This is a genomic window from Pseudomonas lini (assembly GCF_001042905.1).
GTDB classification, from domain to species: Bacteria; Pseudomonadota; Gammaproteobacteria; order Pseudomonadales; family Pseudomonadaceae; genus Aquipseudomonas; species Aquipseudomonas lini.
In genome coordinates this window covers 712,041-736,251 of the sequence record NZ_JYLB01000003.1, presented here as the reverse complement: position 1 = coordinate 736,251, position 24,211 = coordinate 712,041, and the positions used below count along the sequence as shown (strand labels likewise).

The 24,211-nt window shown below is 56.2% G+C and carries 23 protein-coding genes and 3 pseudogenes; 13 read left to right on the top strand and 13 right to left on the bottom strand.

Going from position 1 to position 24,211, the window contains the following annotated elements:
• Window positions 1-155 precede the first annotated feature (155 nt).
• Both TU81_RS11980 and TU81_RS11975 read right to left on the bottom strand, forming a co-directional pair.
• Window positions 156-419: a DUF4404 family protein gene (locus tag TU81_RS11980; RefSeq protein WP_038979991.1), complete on the bottom strand. Its 264-nt coding sequence runs from the start codon at window positions 417-419 to the stop codon at window positions 156-158.
• 109 nt (window positions 420-528) lie between these two features.
• A complete protein-coding gene (locus TU81_RS11975) occupies window positions 529-1,149 on the bottom strand; it encodes a hypothetical protein (RefSeq protein ID WP_038979992.1) in 621 nt (206 codons plus the stop codon).
• Between the two features lie 201 nt (window positions 1,150-1,350).
• On the opposite strand from TU81_RS11975, the gene TU81_RS11970 reads away from it, so the two are divergent.
• The gene (locus TU81_RS11970; protein ID WP_048395251.1) at window positions 1,351-2,040 is read left to right on the top strand and encodes an MlaA family lipoprotein; all 690 of its coding nucleotides are present in this window, start codon (window positions 1,351-1,353) and stop codon (window positions 2,038-2,040) included.
• Between the two features lie 71 nt (window positions 2,041-2,111).
• On the opposite strand, the gene TU81_RS11965 is transcribed toward TU81_RS11970, so the two are convergent.
• A complete protein-coding gene (locus TU81_RS11965) occupies window positions 2,112-2,411 on the bottom strand; it encodes a PilZ domain-containing protein (protein ID WP_048395250.1) in 300 nt (99 codons plus the stop codon).
• 277 nt (window positions 2,412-2,688) lie between these two features.
• On the opposite strand from TU81_RS11965, the gene rssB reads away from it, so the two are divergent.
• Together rssB and rssC are read left to right on the top strand one after the other, a co-directional pair.
• The gene (rssB, locus tag TU81_RS11960; protein ID WP_038979995.1) at window positions 2,689-3,870 is read left to right on the top strand and encodes a two-component system response regulator RssB; all 1,182 of its coding nucleotides are present in this window, start codon (window positions 2,689-2,691) and stop codon (window positions 3,868-3,870) included.
• Window positions 3,870-4,352 (top strand): anti-sigma factor antagonist RssC, encoded by a 483-nt coding sequence (gene rssC / locus TU81_RS11955; RefSeq protein ID WP_007897104.1) that lies wholly within the window; start codon window positions 3,870-3,872, stop codon window positions 4,350-4,352. Before rssB ends, rssC begins: the two co-directional genes overlap by 1 nt.
• A 239-nt stretch (window positions 4,353-4,591) precedes the next feature.
• Here the strand turns inward: rssC and tal are convergent, their stop codons facing one another.
• The 3 genes from tal to dusA form a co-directional block, all read right to left on the bottom strand.
• Window positions 4,592-5,518, bottom strand: coding sequence for a transaldolase (gene tal, locus TU81_RS11950; RefSeq protein WP_048395248.1), 927 nt, complete (start codon window positions 5,516-5,518; stop codon window positions 4,592-4,594).
• Window positions 5,519-5,696: 178 nt separating this feature from the next.
• Window positions 5,697-5,924, bottom strand: coding sequence for an AbrB/MazE/SpoVT family DNA-binding domain-containing protein (locus TU81_RS29545; protein WP_082157839.1), 228 nt, complete (start codon window positions 5,922-5,924; stop codon window positions 5,697-5,699).
• 44 nt (window positions 5,925-5,968) lie between these two features.
• Window positions 5,969-6,973, bottom strand: coding sequence for a tRNA dihydrouridine(20/20a) synthase DusA (dusA, locus tag TU81_RS11945; protein WP_088500331.1), 1,005 nt, complete (start codon window positions 6,971-6,973; stop codon window positions 5,969-5,971).
• A gap of 106 nt (window positions 6,974-7,079) precedes the next feature.
• Between dusA and TU81_RS11940 the strand changes: the two genes are divergently transcribed.
• The gene (locus tag TU81_RS11940; RefSeq protein WP_048395246.1) at window positions 7,080-8,192 is read left to right on the top strand and encodes a tyrosine-type recombinase/integrase; all 1,113 of its coding nucleotides are present in this window, start codon (window positions 7,080-7,082) and stop codon (window positions 8,190-8,192) included.
• On the opposite strand, the gene TU81_RS11935 is transcribed toward TU81_RS11940, so the two are convergent.
• From TU81_RS11935 to TU81_RS11915, 4 genes are all read right to left on the bottom strand, one after another.
• Window positions 8,189-8,470 (bottom strand): pyocin activator PrtN family protein, encoded by a 282-nt coding sequence (locus TU81_RS11935; RefSeq protein WP_048395244.1) that lies wholly within the window; start codon window positions 8,468-8,470, stop codon window positions 8,189-8,191. The two genes, TU81_RS11940 and TU81_RS11935, sit on opposite strands and share 4 nt — an antisense overlap.
• Entirely contained in the window at window positions 8,467-8,835 is a 369-nt protein-coding gene (locus TU81_RS11930) for a hypothetical protein (protein WP_048395243.1), read from the bottom strand. Before TU81_RS11930 ends, TU81_RS11935 begins: the two co-directional genes overlap by 4 nt.
• Window positions 8,813-11,638, bottom strand: a complete 2,826-nt coding sequence (locus tag TU81_RS11925; RefSeq protein ID WP_048395241.1) for a hypothetical protein — start codon at window positions 11,636-11,638, stop codon at window positions 8,813-8,815. The genes TU81_RS11930 and TU81_RS11925 overlap by 23 nt, the downstream gene beginning before the upstream one ends.
• A gap of 411 nt (window positions 11,639-12,049) precedes the next feature.
• On the bottom strand, window positions 12,050-12,580 hold the full coding sequence (locus tag TU81_RS11915) for a hypothetical protein (protein WP_048395238.1): 531 nt from the start codon (window positions 12,578-12,580) through the stop codon (window positions 12,050-12,052).
• Window positions 12,581-13,529: 949 nt separating this feature from the next.
• Here TU81_RS11915 and TU81_RS11910 point away from each other — a divergent pair.
• From TU81_RS11910 to TU81_RS11875, 8 genes and pseudogenes are all read left to right on the top strand, one after another.
• A complete protein-coding gene (locus tag TU81_RS11910) occupies window positions 13,530-14,126 on the top strand; it encodes a recombinase family protein (RefSeq protein ID WP_048395236.1) in 597 nt (198 codons plus the stop codon).
• Window positions 14,127-14,599: 473 nt separating this feature from the next.
• Complete coding sequence (locus TU81_RS11905; RefSeq protein WP_048395234.1) at window positions 14,600-14,818, top strand: hypothetical protein; 219 nt, start codon at window positions 14,600-14,602, stop codon at window positions 14,816-14,818.
• A 142-nt stretch (window positions 14,819-14,960) separates the two neighbouring features.
• A complete protein-coding gene (locus TU81_RS11900; protein ID WP_053078290.1) occupies window positions 14,961-15,203 on the top strand; it encodes a hypothetical protein in 243 nt (80 codons plus the stop codon).
• A 38-nt stretch (window positions 15,204-15,241) separates the two neighbouring features.
• The gene (locus TU81_RS11895) at window positions 15,242-15,460 is read left to right on the top strand and encodes a ribbon-helix-helix domain-containing protein (RefSeq protein WP_048395232.1); all 219 of its coding nucleotides are present in this window, start codon (window positions 15,242-15,244) and stop codon (window positions 15,458-15,460) included.
• 123 nt (window positions 15,461-15,583) lie between these two features.
• Window positions 15,584-15,726 (top strand): annotated as a pseudogene (locus TU81_RS11890) (helix-turn-helix domain-containing transcriptional regulator); the annotation flags it as partial.
• Window positions 15,727-15,911: 185 nt separating this feature from the next.
• Complete coding sequence (locus TU81_RS11885; protein ID WP_231983802.1) at window positions 15,912-16,124, top strand: hypothetical protein; 213 nt, start codon at window positions 15,912-15,914, stop codon at window positions 16,122-16,124.
• 88 nt (window positions 16,125-16,212) lie between these two features.
• Window positions 16,213-16,452 (top strand): AbrB/MazE/SpoVT family DNA-binding domain-containing protein, encoded by a 240-nt coding sequence (locus tag TU81_RS11880; RefSeq protein ID WP_048395230.1) that lies wholly within the window; start codon window positions 16,213-16,215, stop codon window positions 16,450-16,452.
• 34 nt (window positions 16,453-16,486) lie between these two features.
• Window positions 16,487-16,735: pseudogene (locus TU81_RS11875) on the top strand (type II toxin-antitoxin system PemK/MazF family toxin); the annotation flags it as partial.
• A 1,519-nt stretch (window positions 16,736-18,254) separates the two neighbouring features.
• Here TU81_RS11875 and TU81_RS31115 read toward each other — a convergent pair.
• Together TU81_RS31115 and cas9 are read right to left on the bottom strand one after the other, a co-directional pair.
• Complete coding sequence (locus TU81_RS31115) at window positions 18,255-18,509, bottom strand: CRISPR-associated endonuclease Cas1 (protein ID WP_390176086.1); 255 nt, start codon at window positions 18,507-18,509, stop codon at window positions 18,255-18,257.
• A gap of 369 nt (window positions 18,510-18,878) precedes the next feature.
• The gene (gene cas9, locus TU81_RS11855) at window positions 18,879-22,205 is read right to left on the bottom strand and encodes a type II CRISPR RNA-guided endonuclease Cas9 (RefSeq protein ID WP_048395223.1); all 3,327 of its coding nucleotides are present in this window, start codon (window positions 22,203-22,205) and stop codon (window positions 18,879-18,881) included.
• Window positions 22,206-22,356: 151 nt separating this feature from the next.
• Here cas9 and TU81_RS31110 point away from each other — a divergent pair.
• A pseudogene (locus TU81_RS31110) lies at window positions 22,357-22,713 on the top strand (DUF6988 family protein).
• Window positions 22,714-22,852: 139 nt separating this feature from the next.
• Here the strand turns inward: TU81_RS31110 and TU81_RS11845 are convergent.
• Window positions 22,853-24,049, bottom strand: a complete 1,197-nt coding sequence (locus TU81_RS11845; protein ID WP_053078287.1) for a ComEC/Rec2 family competence protein — start codon at window positions 24,047-24,049, stop codon at window positions 22,853-22,855.
• Between the last annotated feature and the right edge of the window lie 162 nt (window positions 24,050-24,211).

The window sequence follows — 24,211 nt, the reverse complement described above, 5'->3', positions numbered from 1 at the left end:
GCAGCCTTCGGCAGCTCCTACAGGGTGTACGCCGTCCCAATGTAGGAGCTGCCGCAGGCTGCGATCTTGGCGCAATTCCAATCGCCCAATAACTCAACGGCTGGAAATCAAAAAGCCCCGCTATCGATAGCGGGGCTTTTTTGCATTTGGCGGGTTCAGATCCCCATATTGCCCAAGGCTTGAACGATGTTGCGCAAGGTGCCAGCAAGGGTAGGGTGTTCAAGTTCGAAGCGCTCGACGGCCAGGTTCACATTGTCGGCGAGGTTGGTGTCCTGGGTTTTGGTTTCGAGTTCAAGTTCCAGTTCGATCTGTTGCATCAGCGCGTGCAGGTCAGCACGCTCGACTTCGGAAAGCGGTGGATTCTGTTCCAATTGCTCGCGCAGTTTGTTGAGTTGTTCTTGCAGTTCGCGGGCAGGCATGGCGTTCTTCCTTTTATCGATAGGCACTGGCATAGACCGCAGCGGCGCGCCAAAGGTCTATGGCTGACCTTTAGATTAATCCACTCTTGAACAACCTGCATGATCTCGATCAGGGCTTCTCGCCCTTGAGTCGGCGCAGGCTGATATCGGCAAGGCAGGTGTCGAGTTCGCCCAAATGATCGATCACCGAATGCACGCCCAAGCCGAACAACTGCATTGTCGCCTTGCCGCGCAAGTGTTCCCGTTCCTTTTGACTCAAGGCCTGCCATTCACTTGGTGCCAGCCCGCACAGCGAGCCGCAGGACGCCAGGCCAATGGTCCACAACCCGGCATTCAGGCCTGATTGCAGAAGCCGCGGTTCGCCGCTGACCAGCACGCAACCGTCCAGACGCTCGACATTCAACGCCATCAAGGCTTGCCAGCAGGCGTTCGGGGCCGGCCATGGATTGATTGTTGCCGGGTGTTGCGAAGGTTTGATCCAGTCCGGGAGTGCCACGGCCAGAGAGTGGCTGAGGGCGGGGGGCAGTTCATCGAGCCAGGCGCAAGGAATCTGTTGGCGCTGCAAGCTGGATAGACTATCCAGAGCGCCAAGCGTGACTTCGGCGTGCTCGGCAGTCAGTGTGCCGGGTTGGCGAGTGCGTGCGCCGAAATCCACCAGGCATCCACTGAGGCCGAACAGTACAGCGGTCAGGCTGGGGGCGATGAGAGGCGAGGTTTCGGCGCGTGGCATATCAACATCCTTGAAATAGTAACAAGGCTATTCGTGGACGGTGACAGTTGAGTGACACTGATGTGAATCGCTCACAGCCAGAAGAGTCAGCCGCAGGCTATGGCGCGCGATGCTGCCTAAACCGGGTTTTCCGTCATATACTAGCGGCCTTTGCGCCTGGGCCAAGCCCCTCGCGCCAGTATGAATCCAAGGAGTTTCTCTATGCGCTGGAGCAATCGACTCGCTCAGCTTTGTATGTGTGCCAGTGTATTGCTGGTTCCGTTTGCGGCTCAGGCTGCCACGGAAGAAGATCCTTGGGAAAGCATTAACCGCCCGATCTACAAGTTCAACGATTTTGTCGACACCTACGCACTGAAGCCATTGGCTCAGGGCTATCAATTCGTCACGCCGCAGTTTCTGGAAGATGGCATCCACAACATGTTCCGCAACGTCGGCGACGTGACCAACCTCGCCAACGACGTGTTGCAGGTCAAACCCGCCGCGGCAGGCGTCGACACCGCGCGTTTGATCTTCAACACCACCTTCGGCCTGCTGGGCTTCTTCGACGTGGGCACCCAGATGGGCCTGCATCGCAATGATGAAGACTTCGGCCAGACCCTCGGTTACTGGGGCGTGGGCAGCGGCCCATACTTGATGCTGCCGCTGCTGGGTCCAAGTACCTTGCGTGATGCGCCTTCCAAGTATGTCGACGGCTATACCGGTCCATACCGCTACATCCACGACGTGCCGGTGCGTAATTCGATCTTCGGCCTGAACATCGTCGACACCCGCGCCAACCTGCTGTCGGCCGAGAAACTGGTCAGCGGCGACAAATACACCTTTATTCGCAATGCGTACCTGCAAAATCGCGAATTCAAGGTCAAGGACGGCCAGGTCGAAGACGATTTTTAATCTCGACCGGTAAAACGAAGAAGGCGGCCATTTGGTCGCCTTCTTTCGTTTGGCTTAAGGGTTAATCGGGGTTATTTCATCTTCAGGATTGTAAGCCCGAGTTTCTGACTGCCACCGTCCTGTGCTTTCACCCACACCACTTCGGTATCGGCCTCAAGGCCTTTTAGCGCCGCATGATCGGAATCGATCCGCACGCTAAGCTGGTCACCGACCTTGAATAAGCGGGGCGCCTCAACCTGCATGCCGCTGCTGGAAAGGTCGATGCAGACGGCTTGCACCTCGTCGCCCTCATGAATCAGCGCCACATCGGCATCGACCCGCATGCGGATGAAATCGCGCTTTTCGCTGTAGTCCCGATCAGTTTGGCTCATGGGCTCGATCCTTCCTTTGGGTTACGGTTTTGCCTGTTCTTATAACTCTCGGTGATTTGACAAGTAAAGACGTCAAGCGACCATCGGCGTGAGCTTGAAACGCCTCGCGGATGGGAGTACCGTCTGCGCCTTAGAAGGGCACCTTTGGTGGACTTGTGAGTAGGGCAAACGCTCGAAAACAGTGCAGTCAGAGAGGCTAGAAAGCGAATCCAGTAGTGTGAGCAGGGCCAAATGCCCAGCCTGCTACGCCAACCTAATTCTGGCGCCGTTTGCCCACATGCCAAAAACCAGTGCCACGCTGCTGATAATCGATGATGACGAAGTAGTGCGCGCGAGCCTCGCGGCCTACTTGGAAGACAGTGGTTTCAGTGTCCTGCAGGCCAGCAATGGCCAGCAGGGTCTTCAGGTATTCGAGCAAGACAAGCCCGATTTGGTCATCTGCGATCTGCGCATGCCGCAGATGGGCGGACTCGAACTCATTCGCCAGGTCACCGAGCTGTCGCCGCAAACACCGGTAATCGTGGTGTCGGGCGCCGGCGTGATGAACGACGCGGTTGAGGCCCTGCGCCTTGGCGCGGCGGACTACCTGATCAAGCCTCTCGAAGATCTGGCCGTGCTTGAGCACTCCGTGCGCCGGGCCCTGGATCGTGCGCGCCTGCTGCTGGAAAACCAGCGCTACCGCGAGAAGCTGGAAAAGGCCAACCGCGAGCTCGAGGCCAGCCTGAACCTGCTCCAGGAAGACCAGAACGCCGGTCGCCAGGTGCAGATGAACATGCTGCCGGTCAGCCCCTGGAGCATCGATGAGTTCCAGTTTGCGCACCAGATCATTCCGTCACTGTACCTTTCGGGCGATTTCGTTGATTACTTTCGGGTCGACGAGCGTCGGGTAGCGTTTTACCTGGCGGACGTTTCCGGTCATGGCGCCTCTTCAGCCTTCGTTACCGTGCTGCTGAAATTCATGACCACGCGCTTGCTGTTCGAGTCCAAGCGCAACGGCACATTGCCGGAGTTCAAGCCTTCAGAGGTTCTTGGTCATATCAACCGGGGCCTGATCAGTTGTAAGCTGGGTAAACACGTCACAATGGTCGGTGGAGTCATCGACGAGGAGACCGGTTTGTTGACCTATAGCATCGGCGGTCATCTGCCGTTGCCTGTGTTGTACACGCCAGACAGTGTTCGTTACCTGGAAGGGCGCGGTCTGCCGGTGGGCCTCTTCAATGAAGCCACTTACGAAGACCACGTACTGGAATTGCCGCCAGTGTTCAGCTTGACGCTGATGTCTGATGGCATTTTGGACCTTTTGCCAGAACCCACACTCAAAGATAAAGAAGCTGCTTTACCTCAACGGGTGAAGGCAGCGGGCGGCAGCCTGGATGGTCTGCGCCAGGTTTTTGGATTGGCCACGCTAGGGGAGATGCCGGATGATATCGCCCTGTTGGTGTTGAGCAGGAATCTTTAATGAGTACCGGTAGAATCCAGTTCGCCGAGCAGGACGGCACCTTCGTCCTGAAGTTCGTCGGTGAAGTTCGCCTGACCCTGTGTTCGGCGTTGGATGCGACTATTGAGCGGATCTTCACCGCGTTGAATTTCAACGCCATCGTGATCGACCTGACCGAAACCCGCAGCATCGACAGCACCACCCTGGGCCTGCTGGCCAAACTGTCGATCCTGTCGCGGCAAAAGGTCGGCCTGCTGCCGACCGTCGTCACCACCCACGAAGACATCACCCGTCTGCTGCAGTCCATGGGCTTCGAGCAAGTGTTCAACATCGTTGACCGCCCGATCCCATGCCCAGAATGCCTGACCGACCTGCCAGACCAGGACCAGTCCGAAGAAGTGGTACGCGTCAAAGTCCTCGAAGCGCACAAAATTCTCATGGGCCTGAACGACTCCAATCGTGAGGCGTTCCATGACCTGGTAAATGCGCTGGAGCGGCACTGATTTCCAGAAGTGATGTGGGTCTTATGGGCCCCATCGCAGGCAAGCCAGCTCCCACATAAGCCTCAGTCGTAAACACTATCGCGACCCACCACAGAACCCCTGTGGGAGCCGGGCTTGCCCGCGATGGCGTCATCACAAACGCCACATCCCTCCGCGCGCAGCCATCCAATACCCAAATTCAACGCAAAAAAAGGGCGAACCCACCAAGGTTCGCCCTTTTTGCATTGCTGCGAGCTAGATCACAGCTTGGCCTGCAACAACGCCTCAAGCTTCTCCTGATCCCGAGCAAACTGACGAATCCCCTCAGCCAGCTTCTCGGTCGCCATCGCATCCTCGTTGGACAACCAACGGAACTGCGCTTCATTCAGGCCCAGACGCGCTTCACCAGCATGCCCCGGCGCCAATTTGCGCTCCAGCTTGCCAGTGTCCACCGCCAGCTTCTCCAACAGATCCGGGCTGATGGTCAGACGATCACACCCAGCCAGTTGCTCGATCTGATTCAGGTTACGGAAGCTCGCGCCCATCACCACAGTCTTGTAGTCATTGGCCTTGTAGTAGTTGTAGATACGCGTCACCGACTGCACGCCCGGATCATCCGCGCCGGTGTAGTCGTTGCCGGTGGCCTTCTTGTACCAGTCATAGATACGACCCACGAACGGCGAAATCAGGAAAACCCCAGCGTCAGCACAAGCCGCCGCCTGAGCGAACGAGAACAGCAAGGTCAGGTTGGTCTGAATGCCTTCCTTTTCCAGCTTCTCGGCAGCGCGAATGCCTTCCCAGGTCGAAGCGATCTTGATCAGCACACGGTCACGGCCAACGCCAGCCTTGTCGTACAGGTCGATCAGACGGTGCGCACGCTTCAATACGGCGTCAGTGTCGAACGACAGGCGCGCATCCACTTCAGTGGAAATACGGCCCGGTACAACCTTCAGAATTTCTTGCCCTACCGCAACGCCAAAACGGTCGCTGGCCAGGCCTACATCGCCCTTGCAGTCGTGAACGCAAGCGTTCAGCAACTCGGCATAAGCGGGAATGGCCGCCGCTTTGAGCAGCAGGGAAGGGTTGGTGGTAGCGTCCACGGGTTTAACGCGAGCGATTGCTTCGAAGTCGCCGGTGTCGGCAACCACGGTGGTCATTTGTTTGAGTTGTTCCAGCTTGGAAGTCATGAGCGTGCTCTGTCCTATGGGTCCAATGACATTACCCGAGCGCTTGCAGCCACTCAAGGGCGCGTACGTGTATCGATGGCCCCAGCGGCAACATCCTGAAAACGGATGTTTGAAAGGCGGGGCGCGGTATCGGTAGATACGATGCTGAAATGGGGGACAGGTTCAACGCAGGTGACGGCTAGCGTGCTGGGCAGGCTTGGGCCATGTCCTTGATGCTTACCGATTTGGACGGTTTACGGATTAATCCTTTGAGCGCTCGGGCCGAACAAGTGGCGGCCACGATTTCAAAGCTGCCATTTTCTAACGAAACAAACTGAACGCGATCACCGGCGCGAAGCCCCAGTGAGGCGCGTAGCTCGGCTGGAAGGGTGATCCGTCCTTTAGAGGTCAGCGTGGTCATTGCCATAGATGAATACTCCGTTTCGTCATTACGAATGAGCGGTAGGGGAATCAGCGCCCCTCTAATAACTCCGCGGCCTGATCCAGCAACGCCAAAGGCTCTTTAGCTTTGTGAATATCCACCGACAACAACTGCCGAAACTTCCGCGCCCCCGGAAACCCGGTGCCCAGCCCCAGCACATGCCGAGTAATGTGATGCATCGATCCACCCGCCAGCAGATGCTCGGCGATATAAGGCCGCAACTGCGCCAGCGCCTCGGCCCGGCTGATCACCGGTGCCTTGCTGCCGAACAGCTGCTGATCCACCTCAGCCATCACATAGGGATTGTGATACGCCTCACGGCCCAGCATCACGCCGTCGAACGTCTGCAAATGCTCGTGACAAGCCTCCAGCGTCTTGATCCCGCCGTTGAGAATAATCTCCAGCTCCGGAAAATCCGTCTTCAACCGCGCCGCCACGTCATAGCGCAGAGGCGGAATGTCGCGGTTCTCCTTCGGCGACAACCCCTCCAGAATCGCAATCCGCGCATGCACCGTAAAACTCGTGCACCCGGCATCCCGAACCGTGCCGACGAAATCACACAACTGCTCGTAACTGTCCCGCCCATTAATCCCGATCCGATGCTTCACCGTCACCGGAATCGACACCGCATCACGCATCGCCTTCACACAATCAGCCACCAACTGCGGATGCCCCATCAGGCACGCGCCGATCATATTGTTCTGCACCCGATCACTCGGGCAGCCGACATTTAGGTTTACCTCGTCGTAGCCGTGTTCCTGGGCCATGCGTGCGCAGGCGGCTAGGTCTAGCGGGACACTGCCGCCGAGCTGCAGGGCTAGCGGGTGTTCGGCTTCGTTGTGACGGAGGAAGCGGTCGTGATCGCCGTTAAGGAGCGCGCCGGTGGTGACCATTTCGGTGTAGAGGAGGGCGTGCTTGGAGAGTAGGCGCAGGAAGAAACGGCAGTGGCGGTCTGTCCAATCCATCATGGGCGCAACAGAAAACCTCCTAGATACTGAGTATGCTGGAGGGGCTAGGTTTTCTGCGGGTTTCATCTGCATTTAGCTACTTCTCATTCACTACTGTTTGCCACTGTTTTTGCTTGTTTTAGCAAGGTCGTTGCTACAATGTAGCAACTCAAACCTGTCGTGTAGCAAAATCATGGGATCGATCACCGTTCGCAAGCGCAAGAATGGCTCTGCAGCGTACACCGCACAGATCCGCATCATGCAAAAGGGCGTCACAGTTTATCAGGAAAGCCAGACGTTCGATCGCAAGGCGACAGCGCAAACCTGGATCAAGCGCCGCGAGACAGAAATGGCCGAGCCGGGGGCGATCGCCAAAGCGAACCGTAAGGGCGTGACGGTCAAGCAAATGATCGACCGCTACCTTGAAGAGTACGAAAAAATTCGACCACTGGGCAAAACCAAACGCGCCACCCTCAAGGCGATTGGCGAAACTTGGCTAGGTAAGCTTGAAGACAAGGAAATCACCAGCCAGAAGCTGGTCGAGTACGCCAACGACAGGATGCAGAAAGACGGCATCCAGCCACAGACTGTTGGCAACGACCTAGCGCACTTTGGCGCGGTGCTATCGATTGCCCGACCCGCCTGGGGATTTGATATCGATCCCATGGCCATGCCGGATGCACGCCGCGTGTTACGCAAAATGGGCGCCGTGTCCAAGAGTAAGGAGCGAGGCCGCAGACCCACTCTGGAAGAGCTCGACAGTATCCTGACCTACTTTGTCGATATGCGCGCACGTCGTAAGCAAGAGATCGACATGGTTAGGGTGACTGCTTTCGCACTGTTCTCCACGCGCCGACAGGAAGAGATCACCCGCATTCGCTGGGACGCCATGGACGAGACTCGCCAGTCGGTGCTGATCACCGACATGAAGAACCCCGGGCAGAAATATGGCAACGACGTTTGGTGCCATGTTCCAGACGAAGCCTGGAGGATACTGAAGTCCATGCCGAAGGTTGCCGACGAGGTGTTTCCATACAATGCCAGATCTATATCGGCATCATTTACCCGGGCTTGTCATTTCCTCGAAATTGCAGACCTACATTTTCACGATCTGCGCCACGATGGTGTGAGTCGGCTGTTTGAAATGGGGTGGGATATTCCGAAAGTGGCCAGCGTGTCAGGACACCGAGATTGGAACTCGATGCGACGCTATACCCACTTGCGGGGGAGTGACGACCCGTACAAGGATTGGCCGTGGTTGGAGAGAGTTGTAACTGGCCCCGTGATTGGGGCCATTCCGCATTAAGATGCTCGATGTATACCTCGGCCCATCAGTTTTTCGTGCTCGGCCTTGGCCTTGGTGCGCTGAGCGTCGAGGTAATCAGCCAGGTCAGACAGATGGACGCCTCGCGCGGACTTCTGGCTCCTCTCCATTGGCACCAGTGTTAAGTCTATTTGGCCTGCGGCGACCTTGAGCTTCATTTTCTCCGGTGTCAGATGGCTGAAGTAGTCAGCGCAGACGCGCTCAAGTGGGATGATTGCCTGGCCGTTGTACTGAGCCATTAGTAGGAAGACCGTATTCATACCGCACCTGTTATCGACTTCCCGGCCATGGCCAGTTCGTGGTCAAGAGCAAAGATCCCCTGCATCAAGTTGAGATGGGCGTATTCGCCGCCCTCACTGCTGGCGTCGTTCCAGTTTTTGCTGGTGACACGACGCAGCTTAAGGTTGCTCATGCAGATATAATGCGGGGCGGCTCCCACCGCCGGTACTGATTTCCCTATGTCCGGTTCAAAGGGCAGTTTGTACCACTGGTTATGCACGCAGAGGCTTGGCATTCGCACTTTGGACTTGAAAGGTTTCTTGCCCTGCGGCACGAACGGGGTTAACACGGGATAACGATCAATGCCGGTGCGCTGGAAGTGTTCAGATGACGCTGGCGTTTGCATGCGTACCTCCCCAGCCGAGTAGGCTGATATCGATGTTCTTCGCCTGCATTTCCTGCAGCGACAGGAACAACATCGGACGCCCCCCACCCATGCCGGCGTGTGGCGCGTACTTGACGAAATAGGGTTCTTCGTTGATCAGCTTGAGGAACTGCGCGCCGCTCTGGATCACTGGCGCGGTGCGTTCGTCGACGCTGCAATAGCGGGTGTAGCAGGCATGAGAAAGGACCGGGTCGAGAACCAGGTACTCGGAAGTTATGGCGTAGTGTTGGCCGTCGAACAAATACGCCGTGCCAGAGGCCGCCTCATCGGCGCTGCGCGAGATAGCCACGATGACTGCGATCTTCTGCATCACCAGGTCGATCTCGCTTTGTACATAGCCGTCGCCGTCCTCGGCATATCGCTCAATTAGTGCCTTGATTACTGTATCCAACACAAACATCGCATTGAACAGATGCAGTTGCCCACAAATATCCAAGAGCATCCACAGACCCACCAAGACCACTTGCTGCGAGTAGCGCGGTCGGTCGTCCATGTCTTCCGGAAGTAGCTGCGAGGCTTTTTCCATCAGGCGCTTGATGTCCTCCGGTGACGTGGTCAAGCTGGTGGCCATGATCGCTTTGCCTAGTCTGCGCAGGTGTTCGCAGCCCTCGGTAGCCCGCCGGAAGTGTTCCCGGCAGTACTTACGTTTCATCTTGGTCAGGTGCACGCGGATGGACCGTTCCTGTAATGCCGGCATCTCAATCTCTTGCTCTGAAATGACAATCACCGGCGCCGATAGCGGGATGGCGATGGCTTCTGCATTGGTACGGCCCAAGACGTATCCTCCCAACCGACCTTTTAGGGTTGACTCGCCGTTCCATGCCTGCTTGATGCGTTCGCTCACGTCCTTGTAAGACTTATTGGTCATCTTGCTTTTGTTGAACTCTTCAATGATGCGAGGAACCGTCGTGGTGTTGGATAGGTATTCAAGCATCCCGTAGTGCGAGGTTGACGGGGCGCTCACCCCGGAATCTTTCTGTATGTAGTCCGTGCCATTAAGACAGGTGATCACACCAGCGGTTTTCGACTTGCCGGAACCAGCGCTGCCCCACAGGCAGAGAATCGGGAACTGGCTGAACTGGTGCATAAAGTGGGTCTTGAAGTGCGCCGCGACACACCAGCCGATTAGCAGGCCAACTTCGTATTTCTGGTTGATCTTGAGGAGGTGAAACAATGCCTGATCCACGTCCCGATCCTCCTTCTCACATATGCTGGTGTGCGCAAAATACGGACGGGCCAGCAGCTTGCCGAGGAACTGGTGGGTGTTGCGTACCTTAACCGAGTTCACGGACATGTCAGGTTCGACGTAAGTGAAGACGGGACTGTCGTCGACGAAGTCAAGGTGGACCCCGGTGGTGTAAACTTGGAAGATTTCCCCCACGTCTTGGTCCTCCCGAAACACCACGATCTTGATTTTCTGAATATCGAGGTCCGTACCCTGAAACACCAGGTCCGTGATGCCCTCAAGTTCCCGAAGAAAAGCGGCACGACCGGCAAACGCCGACTCCCTGAAAATGATCTTGCCCACCGCCACCCCGTTCTTCATCACGTTCATCCGCGTGCCGACGCGGCGGGGGCTAGTGCCGTCCTGCGGCACGTTAATGAACACGTCGAGCGGCTGCAGGGTGAAGTTGCTGATGCGCCGCTTGCTGTCGCCAGCGCGGATGTAATAGCCGTCTGCCTCGGCCACCGCGCTCAGGTCGGCATCGGGGTTGCCGTCCTTGTTGGCCCCGCCCTCTATCGCACAACATTCGCAGGGTCGCTTGCTCAGCAGGGAGCGGATCGCGTTGCAACCAAAGCTGAAGGTCGGCGTGTGCTCGACGTAGCGGATCTGCGCTTCGATGTGGTCGCGGCGTAGCTTAGGCGTGTTGTACGTGCTCGACTTAGCACTGCTGGCCAGGCGTGACGCCAGGCTTTCGGCCACGGTCTGCGACACCCTGGCGCGCACGATGTAGGTGGCCAACTGGGTCGCCGCCTGGTTGTACGAGGTGTCGGCCTTCAGCGAGTCGCTGTCGCACAGCATCTGGATGCAGGTCGGCACCGGTTCGCGGATCGCTTCCAGGTCCGCTGATGACGCGATGATCACCAGCTTCGGCTTGGAGTTGACGCGCTTCTTGGCTTCCTCGAACAGGGCACGCAGCTCGTGCACCAACCGCGGCTGTTGGGCATCAACCTTCACCTGCCGAGGCGCCTGGACCCACTCGCGGTAGCGGTCGACGGTCAGCTCGGCCAGTTCGTCCGGGGTCACCGGGACCCGGTAGTTACCGTCATGTCGTTGGAGGTTGACGATGCGGAAGCTGTTGCCCCGACCGCTGCTGTACACCGAGTAGTCAAGGCCGATGACGAACAGGTCGCGAGCCATTTCCTTGTAGATTTCCGGCAACCGCAGGGTGTATCGGCTGCTCGTGAACAGCAATTCGTTGACCAGGATGTGCAGGCTCTTGCTGCCGGACAGGTAGATCTCGATGCAGCCTTTTGGCACGCCCATGCGCACCAGTTTGCCAACCAGTTCCTGACTGCTACTGATCGCCTGGCCGAGGTCGTCCTTGCAATCGATGCCGAAATACAGCGGGCCGCGGTAGCCGATCTTGTCGTGGTTGCGCGGGATCTCCGACTCGCTTCCATCGCTGACCTTCTGGTTTAGCGCGAGGATAGTCAGCTTCTTTGCTCCTTGCGCCTTGGCCAACACCACCGGGTCTTCGCCGGGGTGGCTGGACAGGAGGAACCAAGCGTCATGTTCAGAGCGTTGGTAGTAATGGTACATGCTAGTGCCCCCCCGCCTTGCTGCCTTTGACTTGGCCCAGTTTCAGTTCCAACACCAGGCGATCGATAGCCCTGGCAGAGACATGTCGGTGGCGAAGGGAGTCGCATGTGGTAAACCAGCCAGACACGGTATCAAGCAGATACCCGGTGTATTTTGTGAGGTCTTGGTGGGATAAGTTGTGGGCTCTGGCGATGCGGCGGATGAACGCCAAGCGTTCGTCAGCAGTCATCCGTTCCCCGATGGTTCTGGAAGGTTTTTTTGTCATTTTGGCTTCCTGGTCGCACCCTTGAAAACCAAGGGGCTCCGTCTCTAGTACCGAAGTGAAGAGGAAAAATTGCCGGACAATCCGTCATTAAACTTGAGTGCCGCCCTCTCAGTCGGGGCGGTCACCCGTAATCAACCCTTACCTCATCAAGTATTAACCAGGTCTTGATTTTCTGCAGAAATCTCCTCTGCAGGCCCCGGATTTACTGGTTTTTCATCTTGCGCGAAGTTGTACGAGGCCCCTCGTTCTTCAGCTTCTTCGGCTATCTGGGCAGCGATGGCCGGGCAAGGCTGTACCGTCTCCATCATTTTGTCGGTGATGCGCTGCAAAACCAGAGGACGCTTGTTTTGGGGGATGCGTTGGCCGCGCTCATCGTATATCGAACGAAATAACAGGTAGTCGTCTACCTTCATCCCGCGCCCCATGAAGATTTTGCGTAAGTTGCTGGCACTCGGCTTGTTTGGCAGCGCCACCAATAACAAATCGCCGGGCTCCACCTTGTTGTAACGCAGGGCCAGAGAATCGTAGATCAGGGAAGCTGTGCGGAAATGGGTGCCCCGCGTTGCGGGTTCTTGGGTCAGGTTCTCGAAGGCTAGGCTGCCGGGCTTTATCACTTTAATCACCATGTCATTAGCATCCCAGTTGGGCTCGGCAGTGATCTTGTTATTGGTAGTCATGTTGGTTTCCCCAAGTTTATTGCTGTTTTGTGTGTTGGTTAATACTATTTAAGTGTAGTCGATAGTTTTGAGGTGATTATGTAATGGTGGATATTTGTAATATGGAAGTATTGGGAGGTGATGTGCTGGTATTTAATATGTAACAGAGTTGTGGATGTGCTTTAATTTATATAAGTTATTGATTTTTAAGGTTTAAAATTCTTTCTATTGATTCGATATGTGCTGTTGTTGGTATGAAAAAATTTTTTTTGATTTTTTTTTGTATTTTTTTGAAATCTGTACAGTGCACAGTTGGGATTTCAGATTGGATAAAGATGCTGAGGGGGACTGGTGCTGCGTGATTATAAAAAGTCAATAGCAAAAATCGTGGGTGGGGTTTTGTTGGTATGTTAAGCCATTTTTTATCTGCATATAACGGCTTATGTTTAATGTATCGCTAAATAATCTAAGTTGTATTGCAGTATGTATGTTGGGCTGTTGTTGGTTGTGCTTACATATTTATGTGGATGGCTTTTCGTGTGATGTGTCAGTCATGCCGAGGAGAAGGTGCACCCTTGATAAATAGCACGACCCTATATCAGGGAGTCACTTTTATTAGTACCTATGGCAGTAATCCAAATTGATCAAGTACTGCATTAGTTATGCGCTTCCACGAAGAATTGACAACGCCACGTTTGGATGGTGGCAGATATGTCCGTTCGCTTGTTGTGTTTATCGAGGTGCGGTTACTGGCGAAAACAGGCGCGAAGGAACGCATCAGCCTGGGCGAGCTGATCCTCTAAGCATTGGCGGAAGTCCACCTGTGTGACAAAAAACGCTATGCAATTTCCAAATAGAGCCGGCCCTTGTGATAGCAGACGAAACCCTACCTAAACCTCTCATATAAGTGGGCTAATTTATTTGGGAGGTGCGCTATCACAGAGTCTTAAACATATGTGGGAGAAAACCTATGGATATAGGCTATGCACGTACTTCAACCATCGAACAAGAGGCTGGCTTTGAGGCCCAGTTGCGAGAATTAGAACGATGTGGCTGTGAAAAAATATTTAAAGAACAGGTATCGTCCGTGGCCCAGCGCGTCCAACTGGAAGCGGCCATTGAGTTTGCCCGTGTGGGGGATACCTTTGTGGTCACTAAGCTCGACCGGCTCGCTCGCTCGATCACCGACCTGCTGCAGACACTGCACCGATTGGAACTGAAGAAGGTTGAGGTCAAGATTCTCAATCTAGGATTGGACACCGGCACGCCCACCGGCAAGCTAATCCTGACCGTGCTAGGTGGGATTGCCCAATTTGAGAGGGAGATGATGCTGGAGCGGCAGCGCGAAGGAATCGATAAAGCGCAGAAGGCCGGCAAATACAAGGGACGTAAGCCAATCCATGAGGAAAAACGCGCGGCCATACTGCGCCTGGCGGGCGAGGGCGTGACTAAGGTCGAGATTGCCAAGCAGCTTGGCGTCGGGCAGGCCACGGTTTACCGCGAATTGGCCCTTTACCGTACCGCTGCCGTGACTCGGTCAGCCGTCCCGCTTACTTCTGAACTATGAAGGGGTCAATTCGGTTTTTTCTGCCATGCCCAAGCATCCCGCAGCTATTGGAGGTCTTATGCCCATGGTCCAGCCTCGCCGCCTACAGCCGCTGAGTGAACCGGGGGGAGGGCGCGCACAGCGCAGAGGCGCGTTGAGCCTTTGTGCCGAACTGGAACGGCACGGTCGGCGACCACCAGAGGGCTGGACCGCGCCGTGCTGGACGATCTGATGGTCTTCGCCCGGCTGCACCTCGGCGACTTCGACCACGAATGGCACCACCAGCTTCGACCTCGGCGACCCGCTGGGCGAGGTCTACTGGCTACGCCAAGGTCAGCCGAAACCACGCGCCTCCACCACAACTGCGGCAAGCGCCAAACAGCCGCAGGTAGACGGGCGTAAGGTGCACCAGGCCAGTGGTCGGACGGAGTAGCGGCAGTAACTGCAATATGCAGTAAGATTTCCACTCAATTCCTTCGACTGGAGTACCCGTCATGCCCAGAATGACCCTCGACCTGTCGGACGAGATCGACGGCGCGCTGACCGACATCGCCAAGCAAAGCGGCATCACCAAGGCCGAAGCCATGCGCCGGGCGTTCGCCCTGCTGGCGGTGGCCTACGCCGAGAAGAAGAAACCCGGCTTCTCGCTGGGCATTGTCCGTGAACGTGAGGACCACACCCTGGAAGCGGTTGGCCGCGTAGTGGGCCTGTAATGGATACACCGGAGATTGATCTGGACGCCCTGATCGCGGCCATCACCCCTGAGAATCGGCATCCGCCGGTCGACTGGGGGCCGCCAGTTGGCAAGGAGGTTTGGCCGTTCTTAACCCCTTCTGAGAAGGAGGAGTCAACACCATGACCACCCACGGCCTGAGCCAAGCCGAACTGGACAAGATCCATGCCGCGATCAGCCAGTTGATCGACCAGACGATCCAGCGCAATGAAGAGTCGCGCAAGGTCAGTACCGAGGTCCCGAAACCGACAGTCGAGGCCTGCAAGTTCACCCGTGAAACCTTCTGGTATCCGATGGCCGTGGTGACTGGGCTCTACTGTGTCATCGCCGTGATCATGACCGTGATTTACAGGCTGCTCCACTAAACCGGCGTAACTACGCCTCCACCTATCTGGAGAGTCCCATGCCGCGCATGACCCTCGACCTGTCCGACGAGATCGACCAAGCCCTCAACGACATTTCTCGCCGTCGCGGCATCACCAAGGCCGAAGCGATGCGCAAGGCCTTCGCCCTGCTGGTCATTGCCGACAAGGAAGACCGCAAGCCCGGCTTCTCGCTGGGCATCGTTAGGGAACGCGACGACCACACGCTGGAGGCCATGGGCCGCGTGGTGGGTCTCTGATGGACAGGCCCGACTTATGGGCCTGGCCACGGTGTTCGCGGGGCGGGAGTGTCACTCAATGAAGGCGAGCGGCTACGCTTTGCCCGGCAGATGCTGCTGGGACTGATCTGCTTCGGGGTGTTCGTCGCCCGCGCGAAAGGCATGACCGAACTGGCCCGCGAACAGCTGTACCGCTCCTTCAGCGAGAAGGGCAACCCCACCCTGAAGACCATGCTAGCGGTGATGCGCGCCGTGGGCATCACATGACCGTCCGTCTGCATGTGTGAGCCGGACCTGCCTGAGAAGGAGACAACCCCGATGAAGCGCACGAAGCAGAAACCCCACTACACCTTGGACGAGCTGCTGGCCCGCTGCGACTGGAAGGTGCCGAGGTCGGCAGAAGAGACCGCATGGCTGGAAGCGCCGTCGGTAGGCCGCGAACTTGAAGCATGGGGGCCAGAAGGAGAACCGCATGTTGACCCAAGCCGAACTCGAAAAAATCCACGCTGACATTGTCCGGCTACGGGCCGAGACCATGAAGCTTGTCGGTCCCGCGACCCGAACGCCGAACGTCGAAGCGCGGCAGTTCACCCGCGAGACCTTCTGGTATCCGCTCGCCTTCGCCATTGGCCTGTTCATCACCGTGGCTGGTCTCACCGTGTGGGTGACCAAGCTGCTCAACTGAGCCCGACCTGCCCCGTGTCACTCACGTAGATACAACTGTAGATACGCGGTGGTGTGGCGACGAATGCAAATACCCCGGAGGGACCACTATGAAAAGCAATATCAAGAAGTGGGGCAACAGTCTGGCCCTACGTCTGCCGGCGTCCGTGCTCGGCGGCACCGTGTTTGAGCTTGACCTGGAGGTCGACGTGCGCGTCGAAGGCACCCGGCTGATCGTCGAACCGGTGCGCGAGCCGATTGATCTGGCCGCCCTGTTAGCCACGGTGACCCCCGAGAACCGCCATGAACTGGTCGACTGGGGGCCACCGGTGGGCAAGGAGGTCTGGTAATGGCTAAAAGCGGCTATGTGCCCAACGCGGGCGACGTAGTGTGGTTGCAGTTCAGCCCGCAGGCTGGGCATGCGGCATGATGATCTGTGTGCCCATGACGACCCAGATCAAGGGCTATCCGTTCGAGGTGCCGACTGCCGGGGCCAAGCCCAACCCAGCGCTGGCCGATCAAGTCAAAAGAGTCGACTGGGTAGCGCGCAAGGTGCAGTACAAAGGCCAATTAACCGCCGCAGAACTGGAGCAAATCCAGCGCGTGGTTGCGGCGTTGATTGGCCGTCCTTAATCCACTCCTGCACCCACCCGAAAAGGGAGCCCCTCCTGAAAAGGAGCGACCCCCCAGACGCTCCTAACCCTTGAAGTGAACTATAAACGCGACGAAACCCTAGCCGCAGGACTGAAGTACGAACGAACTACGGCCGGTTGAAAAGCTGGCCGACGGTTTACGGCTGCCTGAAAGGAACCGACAGGAAGGGCTCAGCTGCTCCCGCAGGGCAGAGCCTTTGCCCGCTACTTTTAGCTACTCTTTCTTATATATATTATTAATTATTTATTTATATGAGAAAGGAAGGCTAAAAAAGCGAAAGATTTATAAGTGAGAATAACTCGTATCGAAACCCCTCAAAAATTAAGTCACTAAGTATTCTTGACTGACTTGATGACTTGTTTGTCAAGCAAAGTCTTCGCGGATCTGTTCGCGGGCTTTAAGATAATTTTCAATTTAATCAATAGCTTGATGATTTTAGTCGATTATCGTTTTTGAGAAAAGTTATTGCTATCAGTGCTACTCTAGCTGCTCGTTTAAGCAAACGAATAAATAGCAAGCAAATAATCATTCAGGTAACCGATAAATAGTCAGTACGGAAGCGTAAAATTTCAAAACTAGGTATCCGGTCGCATAGTCGATATCCGAGTTTTGTTGCTGCATTTTCCGCGAACTAAGCTTCGTGTGTACTCCTTCTTCCTTCGGCGCCACCAGCGATCAGGTCAAGTTCCGATACCCACCATCGGAATGACTGATAACCTGGAAAGTCATCAGCCACGGCGTTGGCACCTGTTCCGATACCCCACCATCGGAATGACTGATAACCTGTGCCCGGCGCGGACTGCGTGAAGCTCTAAGTTCCGATACCCCACCATCGGAATGACTGATAATCTCTTGATTACGCAACCCATTGTTAGGGTTGCGCTTTTTTTCAGAACAGCTCGATTTACTCCGGGGCCTCTGGCTTTTTCCGTACGCTGCATTCGCCGAAATACTCCCGAGTCATGGCGTACTGCTTGTCGGTGACAAGAAAGAACGCCAGTTGCGCACGTTCGGGAATGTCGTACCGCAAACGAGCAATGCAAGCCTCGCCGTCGCCATGCTCGGAAAGTGGCGGACGTAATGCGAGTTCTGCAGTTGGATGAAGTTGGCCCGCAGCAGTGACTTTCGGAATTTCGCATAGCCGTGCCGGGCTTCAGCGCTGGTCATCGGGCAGTCGTAACGGCGATCACCCACATGACCCGCCATCCGTTAATGGCCATCGTTCATACTCCGGTAGCGTTATCTTACCTGGATGCCGGTGTGCATGAATTGCGTCGAGTGTCTGCACCCAGCTGTCGACCGTGGCAGCTATCGCTGCAGGCAGGCGGTAGTCCCCTCGCAGTATGGGGATGGTGTCGGACATGAACTGCAACAGGCTCTTGCGGGTGGCCGCATCGAAAGGTTGCTCCCCATGCTCCTCGAGTTGCCGCGCGACCCGCCATTCGACGAGAAAGCGGTAAGGCTCTATCACGTCATCGGCCAGATTGAAGGGGGTCTGCTAGTTGCAGCGGCCGATGCCCAAGCAACCATTAAGGCCGGCACAAGCCAGATTGCGCGCGATCAGCGAGCGCAGCATGGCATAACCGAAGTTGAGGCGGGCATTCAGCTGGTCGGTGGCACTCTGCTTGCTGCGCTGGAAACCCTCAAGCAGCAGGTGTTTACAGTAGTGGCGGGCGCCTTGGCCTTCACATCGGTCGCTGTCTCCTGGTTGCACTTTGTTGGCCAGTCGCTCTAGGAAAAGCGTGCCCTTCATGCCCAAACTGCGCAGAACGGCGGCTTCGCCCCGCAGGCGAGCTTGCACTAGGCGTTGCCGCGCCACGGCGACTCCTGCAGCTCGAACTGTTGGAGCAGCCGCAGTGTCTGACGCATGGGAGCGAGCAGGGGGTAGACCTAGGCCAGCGGTAGATGTTGGTCGTCCGTCACCAAGACGATCGCGCCTTCCTGGCTCAGGTTCTGCAGGGTGTGGGCCGTTACCGTGATGGCCGGGTGGTGCAGGCAGAGTACGGCAATGTCAGCGGGCAGGACGAACAGGTTCTCCTGCTGTGGTCGGCGGACGCACAGACGCCCCAGGGTCGATGCTCAGATAGGCCTGATGTTCGATGAGCAGTACCCGGTGCTCGGACTAGATTCGCTCAAGTTGGTGAGCGTGGTTGAAGGAAACCCTTTTCTTGCCCGAGTTCGCCTCCTTGATCTTGTCGAAGTTGCGGGTGTCCGTGTGGGGGATGAGGAAAATATAGCCCTCGGCCTTGAAGTAGCCCACTAGGTATTTACGGCCGTCGCGCCGGTTGATCACCGTATCTCCCTTGAATACGCGTTTCGCTTGCTGCCGGTTCTCCATGAAGCCGCGGCCTTGTGCTTCACGCTGAGTGACAAGGCGTACCTGGTGTTTGCCATTTTCCCCAGCGGTTATTTCCAAGCAGGCATAGCCATCGTTGAGCAGGCGCTTTTCGTGTTCGCCCTGACGGCTTTTATGGACAATACGGACGGCATCGTCCGCGTAGCCTTGCATGCAGCGGACTCGCCAGATTCCGGTGCCATAGGCGGGGTAGGGTACCGGTTCGGAGAGCGCCTGTTTCGGATTCTGCCCGGCACTGAGGCGTGCTTCGAATGCTTCCAGAACGAGTAGGCGTACCTCACTGCTGGCAATGCTGTGCAGGTTCTTGCGAGTCTTCTCGGCAGACTTTTCGTCGGCCAGGCTGGTCAAAGGTTTACGCAGCGTCAGCTGTGCCCGATCGCCCTCCTCTGGAAAGTGGACGCCATAGGCGGTGTCCTTGAATAGTCGGCCGGCTGGGTTGCGGTCAGGCTTGTGGGTCAGGTTGCAGGTACGGACCATACCCAGAGCTTGGTTACGCAGATTGTGCATAGTCGGCTCGATGGACCAATCATGCCGGACTCTCTCGCCGCGGGCGCGCCTTTCGCTTTCTTCAACGTAGCGCCGGGCCAGAGATATGTAGAGGCTTCGGCTGGTGAGCGCGATGACCAAGGCATCTATGCCGTGGTGGCGATGGTCGAGGCGTTTTTCAAGTTTGCGCTCGGTCCGTTCGGTCAGGTTGTCCGGTGGATGCCCTTCCCATTGTTTCCGGAACTGCTGGAATGCTTCCGGAGATACGGGGCACGCATCGATATCCAGAACAGGAAGTTTTTCATCAAGACGCGCTTCTGCGATCACTGTGTCGAGTCGCCATTGATGGCGTAGTAGGGCGGTGAATTCCCCGCGAGAGACGGAAACCAGCGGGGTGATGGTGCGCAACCACTGGGCTGCAGCCTTGGCGATCCAGGAGGTCTGATGTAACTGGCGGTCGGCGAAGTCGGCTATGGATTCGTCGCTCAGTACTTCGCTTTCGTAATCCTTCAGCAGGAGAAGTTCCGCCTTGCGGTAGAAGCCCAGCGCCTTGGCGCGGTCCTTGGCGTAAGACTTATTACCCAGCTCCTTAAAACGGGCGGCAGCACGTTCGACGGCAGACCAGCGCTCGGCATCATGGCCGAATGCTTGCCAAGGTGTCTGATCGGCTTTCAGGTCGTTGCAACCGGCGTGGGCCAACACCAGTTCGCTGCGTTTACGCCCGATCTGGGTGAGCGAGCGTGGCAGGACGTGCTCTATGTGCGTCATGCCCGAGGTGGCCGCTTCCAGATTAATGGGATGGGCGCAGTAGGGGCACCAGTGCAAATCCTGCTCTTCCCAGAGTTGATAGCGCAGTATCCGGGTGTTGTTGGCGCTCAGTCCGTGCTTTTCCAGTTCGCTGGCAATTTTCCTTCGGGCGAGTTCATTCTGCCGTATGCGGTTTTCCTGCTCTTTCCGCCAAACGACGCCCTTGCCGATCTCTCGTGCCATTTCGACGACGATTTCCTCTGGCCTCTCACCCAAAGCATCAATGCATTGGTTGATGATCTTGCGTAATTCGCGCAAGGCTCCGTCGACCACGTCGTTGCCCGTGGTCGGAGCGGCCTCGAGTCGTTGGAGCAGCTCTTGGGGCTGCGAATAACGATGTGGATAGCAGACCCGTAGTGCTGCTTCTTCGTCTATTTCGTTACCACGCTTGGCCCCCGGACCCTCGTCGGGCCACCAAGGATCATTGAACCAGGTGTTCAGTTTTTCCAAGGCCTTGACCGAATAGCTGCTGCGTCCGCCCTCGAACTTCATAGCTGTCAGGCGATTGAAAGCTGGCTGTCCATTGTTGTCCTTGCACTCGCGAAGCGCATTGATGAAATCAACGACCTCGGGTCGGAATCGACGATAAAGGTTGGTACCGCCAGCCTTGGCGCTACTCTTGTGGATATTCTGGTGCCAGTCTTCCGTGTTCAACAGTTCCGGCCCGCCCAGATCCGCCAGCAGGTTGATGACGGATGTCTGGTCGCGAGGGGCCAGCATCTGCCATTGATCGTGCAGTCCCAGCGTGCGCCAACGAGCAATCGTGCTGTTGCCGGGAAGTTGATCGCGGCTGCTGCGCTCCAGATTCAATGTGCGACTTCGCGCATCGCTCAACCCCGTCTCGCTCAAGGCTTGATGCAGGTGTTTGAAGCTGACCTTGCCATCGGCATTGGCTGGATCATTCAGAATCTGACGCAGCACGTCGAGTTGCGCCTTGCACAGGCGTTCAGCCCGTCGTCCGCTACCCCAGCGCATGTCATGGAGCGTTTTATTGATTCTGAAGTGTTGGGCTGCCATGTGAGCGCGTGGGGCACGTGGCAGATTGGGCTCAAGCAGGCAATTGCCGACCATGTGGGCGGGAGACTTCAGTGGCCGCTGGTAGAACAGTGCTTCATTGAACCATTGCTTGAGTGGCTTGCCGAGATGACTGGAGGCCAGGATCGGGTGGTGCCGGGCCTGGGTTGTCCAGAGCTGTTCGAACTCGGCGATTACCATCTCGCGCAGGGCATAGCGCGGTTCCAGACCTGGACGCTCGGCTTTGAGCCAGACAGGCAGCCCGTGATCCTGTCTATACAGCAGGTATTCGCCCAGAGTTACTTCCTGCAGGTTCTGAGTTTCGGCAAGAAGTCTCATTTCCTCGCCCAGTTTGTCGCAGGAGCGTTTGACTACGCCGTCTTTGGAATCGCGAAATCCACCAGCGTAACCACGACGTTTGGCCAGGCGCAGCAGTACCAGGGCAAATTCGTGTAGCTCGACCGGTTGGCGCGCTGCGATGGCGCGCAATGTGGTCAAATCCTGACCGCGCCCCAGCTTCACTTCGGCTTTCTGCAACCCCAGCAATGGGATCAGGTTGGCAATGCGGCGCAACCGTCGCGCTCGCCTTTCAATCTGTTTGCGCAATTGCCGTGCGTCACGGCGGGCCGCTTTTTTGGGCTGCAGCCCTTTCGGAGTGTTTACTACTGGTTCTCTGAAAATGCGTACTGCATGCCAGTCAATGCTGTGCGGTTCGTTGTTTTCAATGCGGATGGCGACAGCACCAATGGACGCGGTGCCCAGGTCTATTCCTAATCTGTATGCCATGGCCTTGCCCTGTCGATACAAGTCACCTATCTTCTAACGCGTATCAGTCATTCCGATGGTGGGGACTATCGGCAACAAGGCTAAATACTTCGGTACGAAGCCAACCGATACAAACGGTCATCTCGGTGACCGTTTTTCTTTTCTGTAGGTCGTGCCAGGAAACTGTCTCTGTTTCTGGCTCCCGAGTAATGTGGATGCGCTGTACGCGGCGACCGATCAGGCCATCCAGAAGCTCACCGCACCACCAACGGTGGAAAGCGAGCGGGTCGCCAACAAGCTCCCTCAGGTTTCAGACATGGTTGATGCAATCGTGAAAAAAGCACCGGTTGAGGCGTCGGCCATGCTGGTCCAGTTCAAAGACGTGTCTTGGTCTGCTATGAACTCGTAAGTCTACAGTGGCATCCATTCGCTACGTCGTCACAGCGAGGGCTACCCTCATCAGCTCATCCTGCAGATCCTGCAGAGCTCAAACAGATTGATGACTATGACAGGTATGCTCGCACGGTAATGAGCACTGCACAAAGCCTATGAGAGCGATCCAGCTGAAGTTCAAAGAATGCCGATCGCCGCTCCTATTCAAAATCATTTTTGATTGGCCCATATACTTCGACCATCTAAAGTGCTGTCTCGAATCGAGACTCCGGTAGTTACAGTGTCGTGATCCATGTCCCTTTTTGGTCAGTTCGCCAAAGCGGAACTCCTGACTGCATAGAGTTCAGTGCAGCTTCCACCTCACCTATCGGATGGCCGTAGCTATTGGCACCACACGAAATCGGGGTAGTCAACGTTGAAAAAAAGTTTTGCCAGTCCTTAGCTGACACGTTGCCAGCAGCGCCACCATGGTGAGGCGTCACAAGGACACAAGCAGTTTTACTGTAGCTTGTTACATCTCCTGACGCGGCCAGTACTTTGTCGTAATGGTGGTCCCCTGTCAGCAGCGCCACCTGATTCGATCCTTGAACACCCAGCACAATGCCCGTCTGGTTACGAGCACGTCCCGATGTGGCACGAAATAGGGTAAACGCGCCTTGGCGCCAGTGTTGTGCAAGAGCGATTACGCGGGACGACTTAGGAGGTCTCTCAGCCGGTGGGATTGCTGTCAGAGGTACATTGTTGTCAGCTAAGAGGCGGCGAACACGCTCAAAAGTAGCCGTATTGGGGACCTGACTTGGCACTACCACATTGCGTAATTTGGCAAGTTCGATGGGCGTGAATTCAAGCAGAGCCAAGTAATGGTCAACATCCCAGTGACTGATGAATAGACATATAGGCCGTTTTTCAGTGCTGATCGTGCGGCTATCAATGATGGCTCTGACCTCAGCTTTGGTGAAAAGGCGACTTGCTCCAACATCGTAAATGATCCTGTCGCTGGGGGTTTCGATCTCGTTCCAATTTGCATGGCCGCAGTTCACAACTGTGAGGGTGATTATGCCGGTTGGGTCCGGATCGGTAAGGAATTGAATAGGTACAGTGGAAACGGTAGCGACTTGAGGCGGAGCAAGTTTCTTAGCATGTGAAACCTTAGTCCAAGGTACGTTGTTGAGTTCCGCGCCCAAGAACAAACCGCCGGCAGCATTCATCTCGACTGGAACATACTCAGCACTATCAAAGGCTTTGGGATCGATTTCATACCAAGACCCCTCTCGAAAACTGCTGTATCCATTTGGCTCGTATGAAAAGCGGATCATCGAGGAGCTACTCTCCTGCACCGAACCATCCAAGGCTGCTCGATCATTGAGGAGTCGAGCAAAACTCACATGGTCTGACGATGTCGCGAAATCGAGCACAACTTGATGGAAGTTAGAACCTTTTTCCTTGTTCACCTGCTGGACATAAAACAGCATAACCCACACCACTCGCAGAATTAAAAAACGCAACCGACTGATGATAAGCTGATCGGCCCAATCCCGTCATGGCCTGACGCAAGTATCTCAAGCCGTTCCAGTCTCATAGCGAGCCTCTCTTTGAAGGGGAACGAGGCAGAGGGAGTGCTGCGGATCCTTAAA

Bases quoted from the DNA above. Each gene is read 5' to 3' on its own strand.
- TU81_RS11905 (WP_048395234.1), top strand. From the start codon at position 14,600: ATGCCCAGAATGACCCTCGACCTGTCGGACGAGATCGACGGCGCGCTG.
- TU81_RS11915 (WP_048395238.1), bottom strand. From the start codon at position 12,580: ATGACTACCAATAACAAGATCACTGCCGAGCCCAACTGGGATGCTAAT.
- cas9 (WP_048395223.1), bottom strand. From the start codon at position 22,205: ATGGCATACAGATTAGGAATAGACCTGGGCACCGCGTCCATTGGTGCT.
- TU81_RS11895 (WP_048395232.1), top strand. From the start codon at position 15,242: ATGCCGCGCATGACCCTCGACCTGTCCGACGAGATCGACCAAGCCCTC.
- TU81_RS11940 (WP_048395246.1), top strand. From the start codon at position 7,080: ATGGGATCGATCACCGTTCGCAAGCGCAAGAATGGCTCTGCAGCGTAC.
- rssC (WP_007897104.1), top strand. From the start codon at position 3,870: ATGAGTACCGGTAGAATCCAGTTCGCCGAGCAGGACGGCACCTTCGTC.
- TU81_RS11965 (WP_048395250.1), bottom strand. From the start codon at position 2,411: ATGAGCCAAACTGATCGGGACTACAGCGAAAAGCGCGATTTCATCCGC.
- TU81_RS11970 (WP_048395251.1), top strand. From the start codon at position 1,351: ATGCGCTGGAGCAATCGACTCGCTCAGCTTTGTATGTGTGCCAGTGTA.
- TU81_RS11880 (WP_048395230.1), top strand. From the start codon at position 16,213: ATGAAAAGCAATATCAAGAAGTGGGGCAACAGTCTGGCCCTACGTCTG.
- TU81_RS29545 (WP_082157839.1), bottom strand. From the start codon at position 5,924: ATGGCAATGACCACGCTGACCTCTAAAGGACGGATCACCCTTCCAGCC.
- dusA (WP_088500331.1), bottom strand. From the start codon at position 6,973: ATGAAACCCGCAGAAAACCTAGCCCCTCCAGCATACTCAGTATCTAGG.
- TU81_RS11975 (WP_038979992.1), bottom strand. From the start codon at position 1,149: ATGCCACGCGCCGAAACCTCGCCTCTCATCGCCCCCAGCCTGACCGCT.
- TU81_RS11935 (WP_048395244.1), bottom strand. From the start codon at position 8,470: ATGAATACGGTCTTCCTACTAATGGCTCAGTACAACGGCCAGGCAATC.
- TU81_RS11900 (WP_053078290.1), top strand. From the start codon at position 14,961: ATGACCACCCACGGCCTGAGCCAAGCCGAACTGGACAAGATCCATGCC.
- TU81_RS11845 (WP_053078287.1), bottom strand. From the start codon at position 24,049: ATGCTGTTTTATGTCCAGCAGGTGAACAAGGAAAAAGGTTCTAACTTC.
- TU81_RS11910 (WP_048395236.1), top strand. From the start codon at position 13,530: ATGGATATAGGCTATGCACGTACTTCAACCATCGAACAAGAGGCTGGC.
- tal (WP_048395248.1), bottom strand. From the start codon at position 5,518: ATGACTTCCAAGCTGGAACAACTCAAACAAATGACCACCGTGGTTGCC.
- TU81_RS11930 (WP_048395243.1), bottom strand. From the start codon at position 8,835: ATGCAAACGCCAGCGTCATCTGAACACTTCCAGCGCACCGGCATTGAT.
- TU81_RS31115 (WP_390176086.1), bottom strand. From the start codon at position 18,509: ATGAAGGGCACGCTTTTCCTAGAGCGACTGGCCAACAAAGTGCAACCA.
- TU81_RS11925 (WP_048395241.1), bottom strand. From the start codon at position 11,638: ATGTACCATTACTACCAACGCTCTGAACATGACGCTTGGTTCCTCCTG.
- TU81_RS11885 (WP_231983802.1), top strand. From the start codon at position 15,912: ATGTTGACCCAAGCCGAACTCGAAAAAATCCACGCTGACATTGTCCGG.
- TU81_RS11980 (WP_038979991.1), bottom strand. From the start codon at position 419: ATGCCTGCCCGCGAACTGCAAGAACAACTCAACAAACTGCGCGAGCAA.
- rssB (WP_038979995.1), top strand. From the start codon at position 2,689: ATGCCAAAAACCAGTGCCACGCTGCTGATAATCGATGATGACGAAGTA.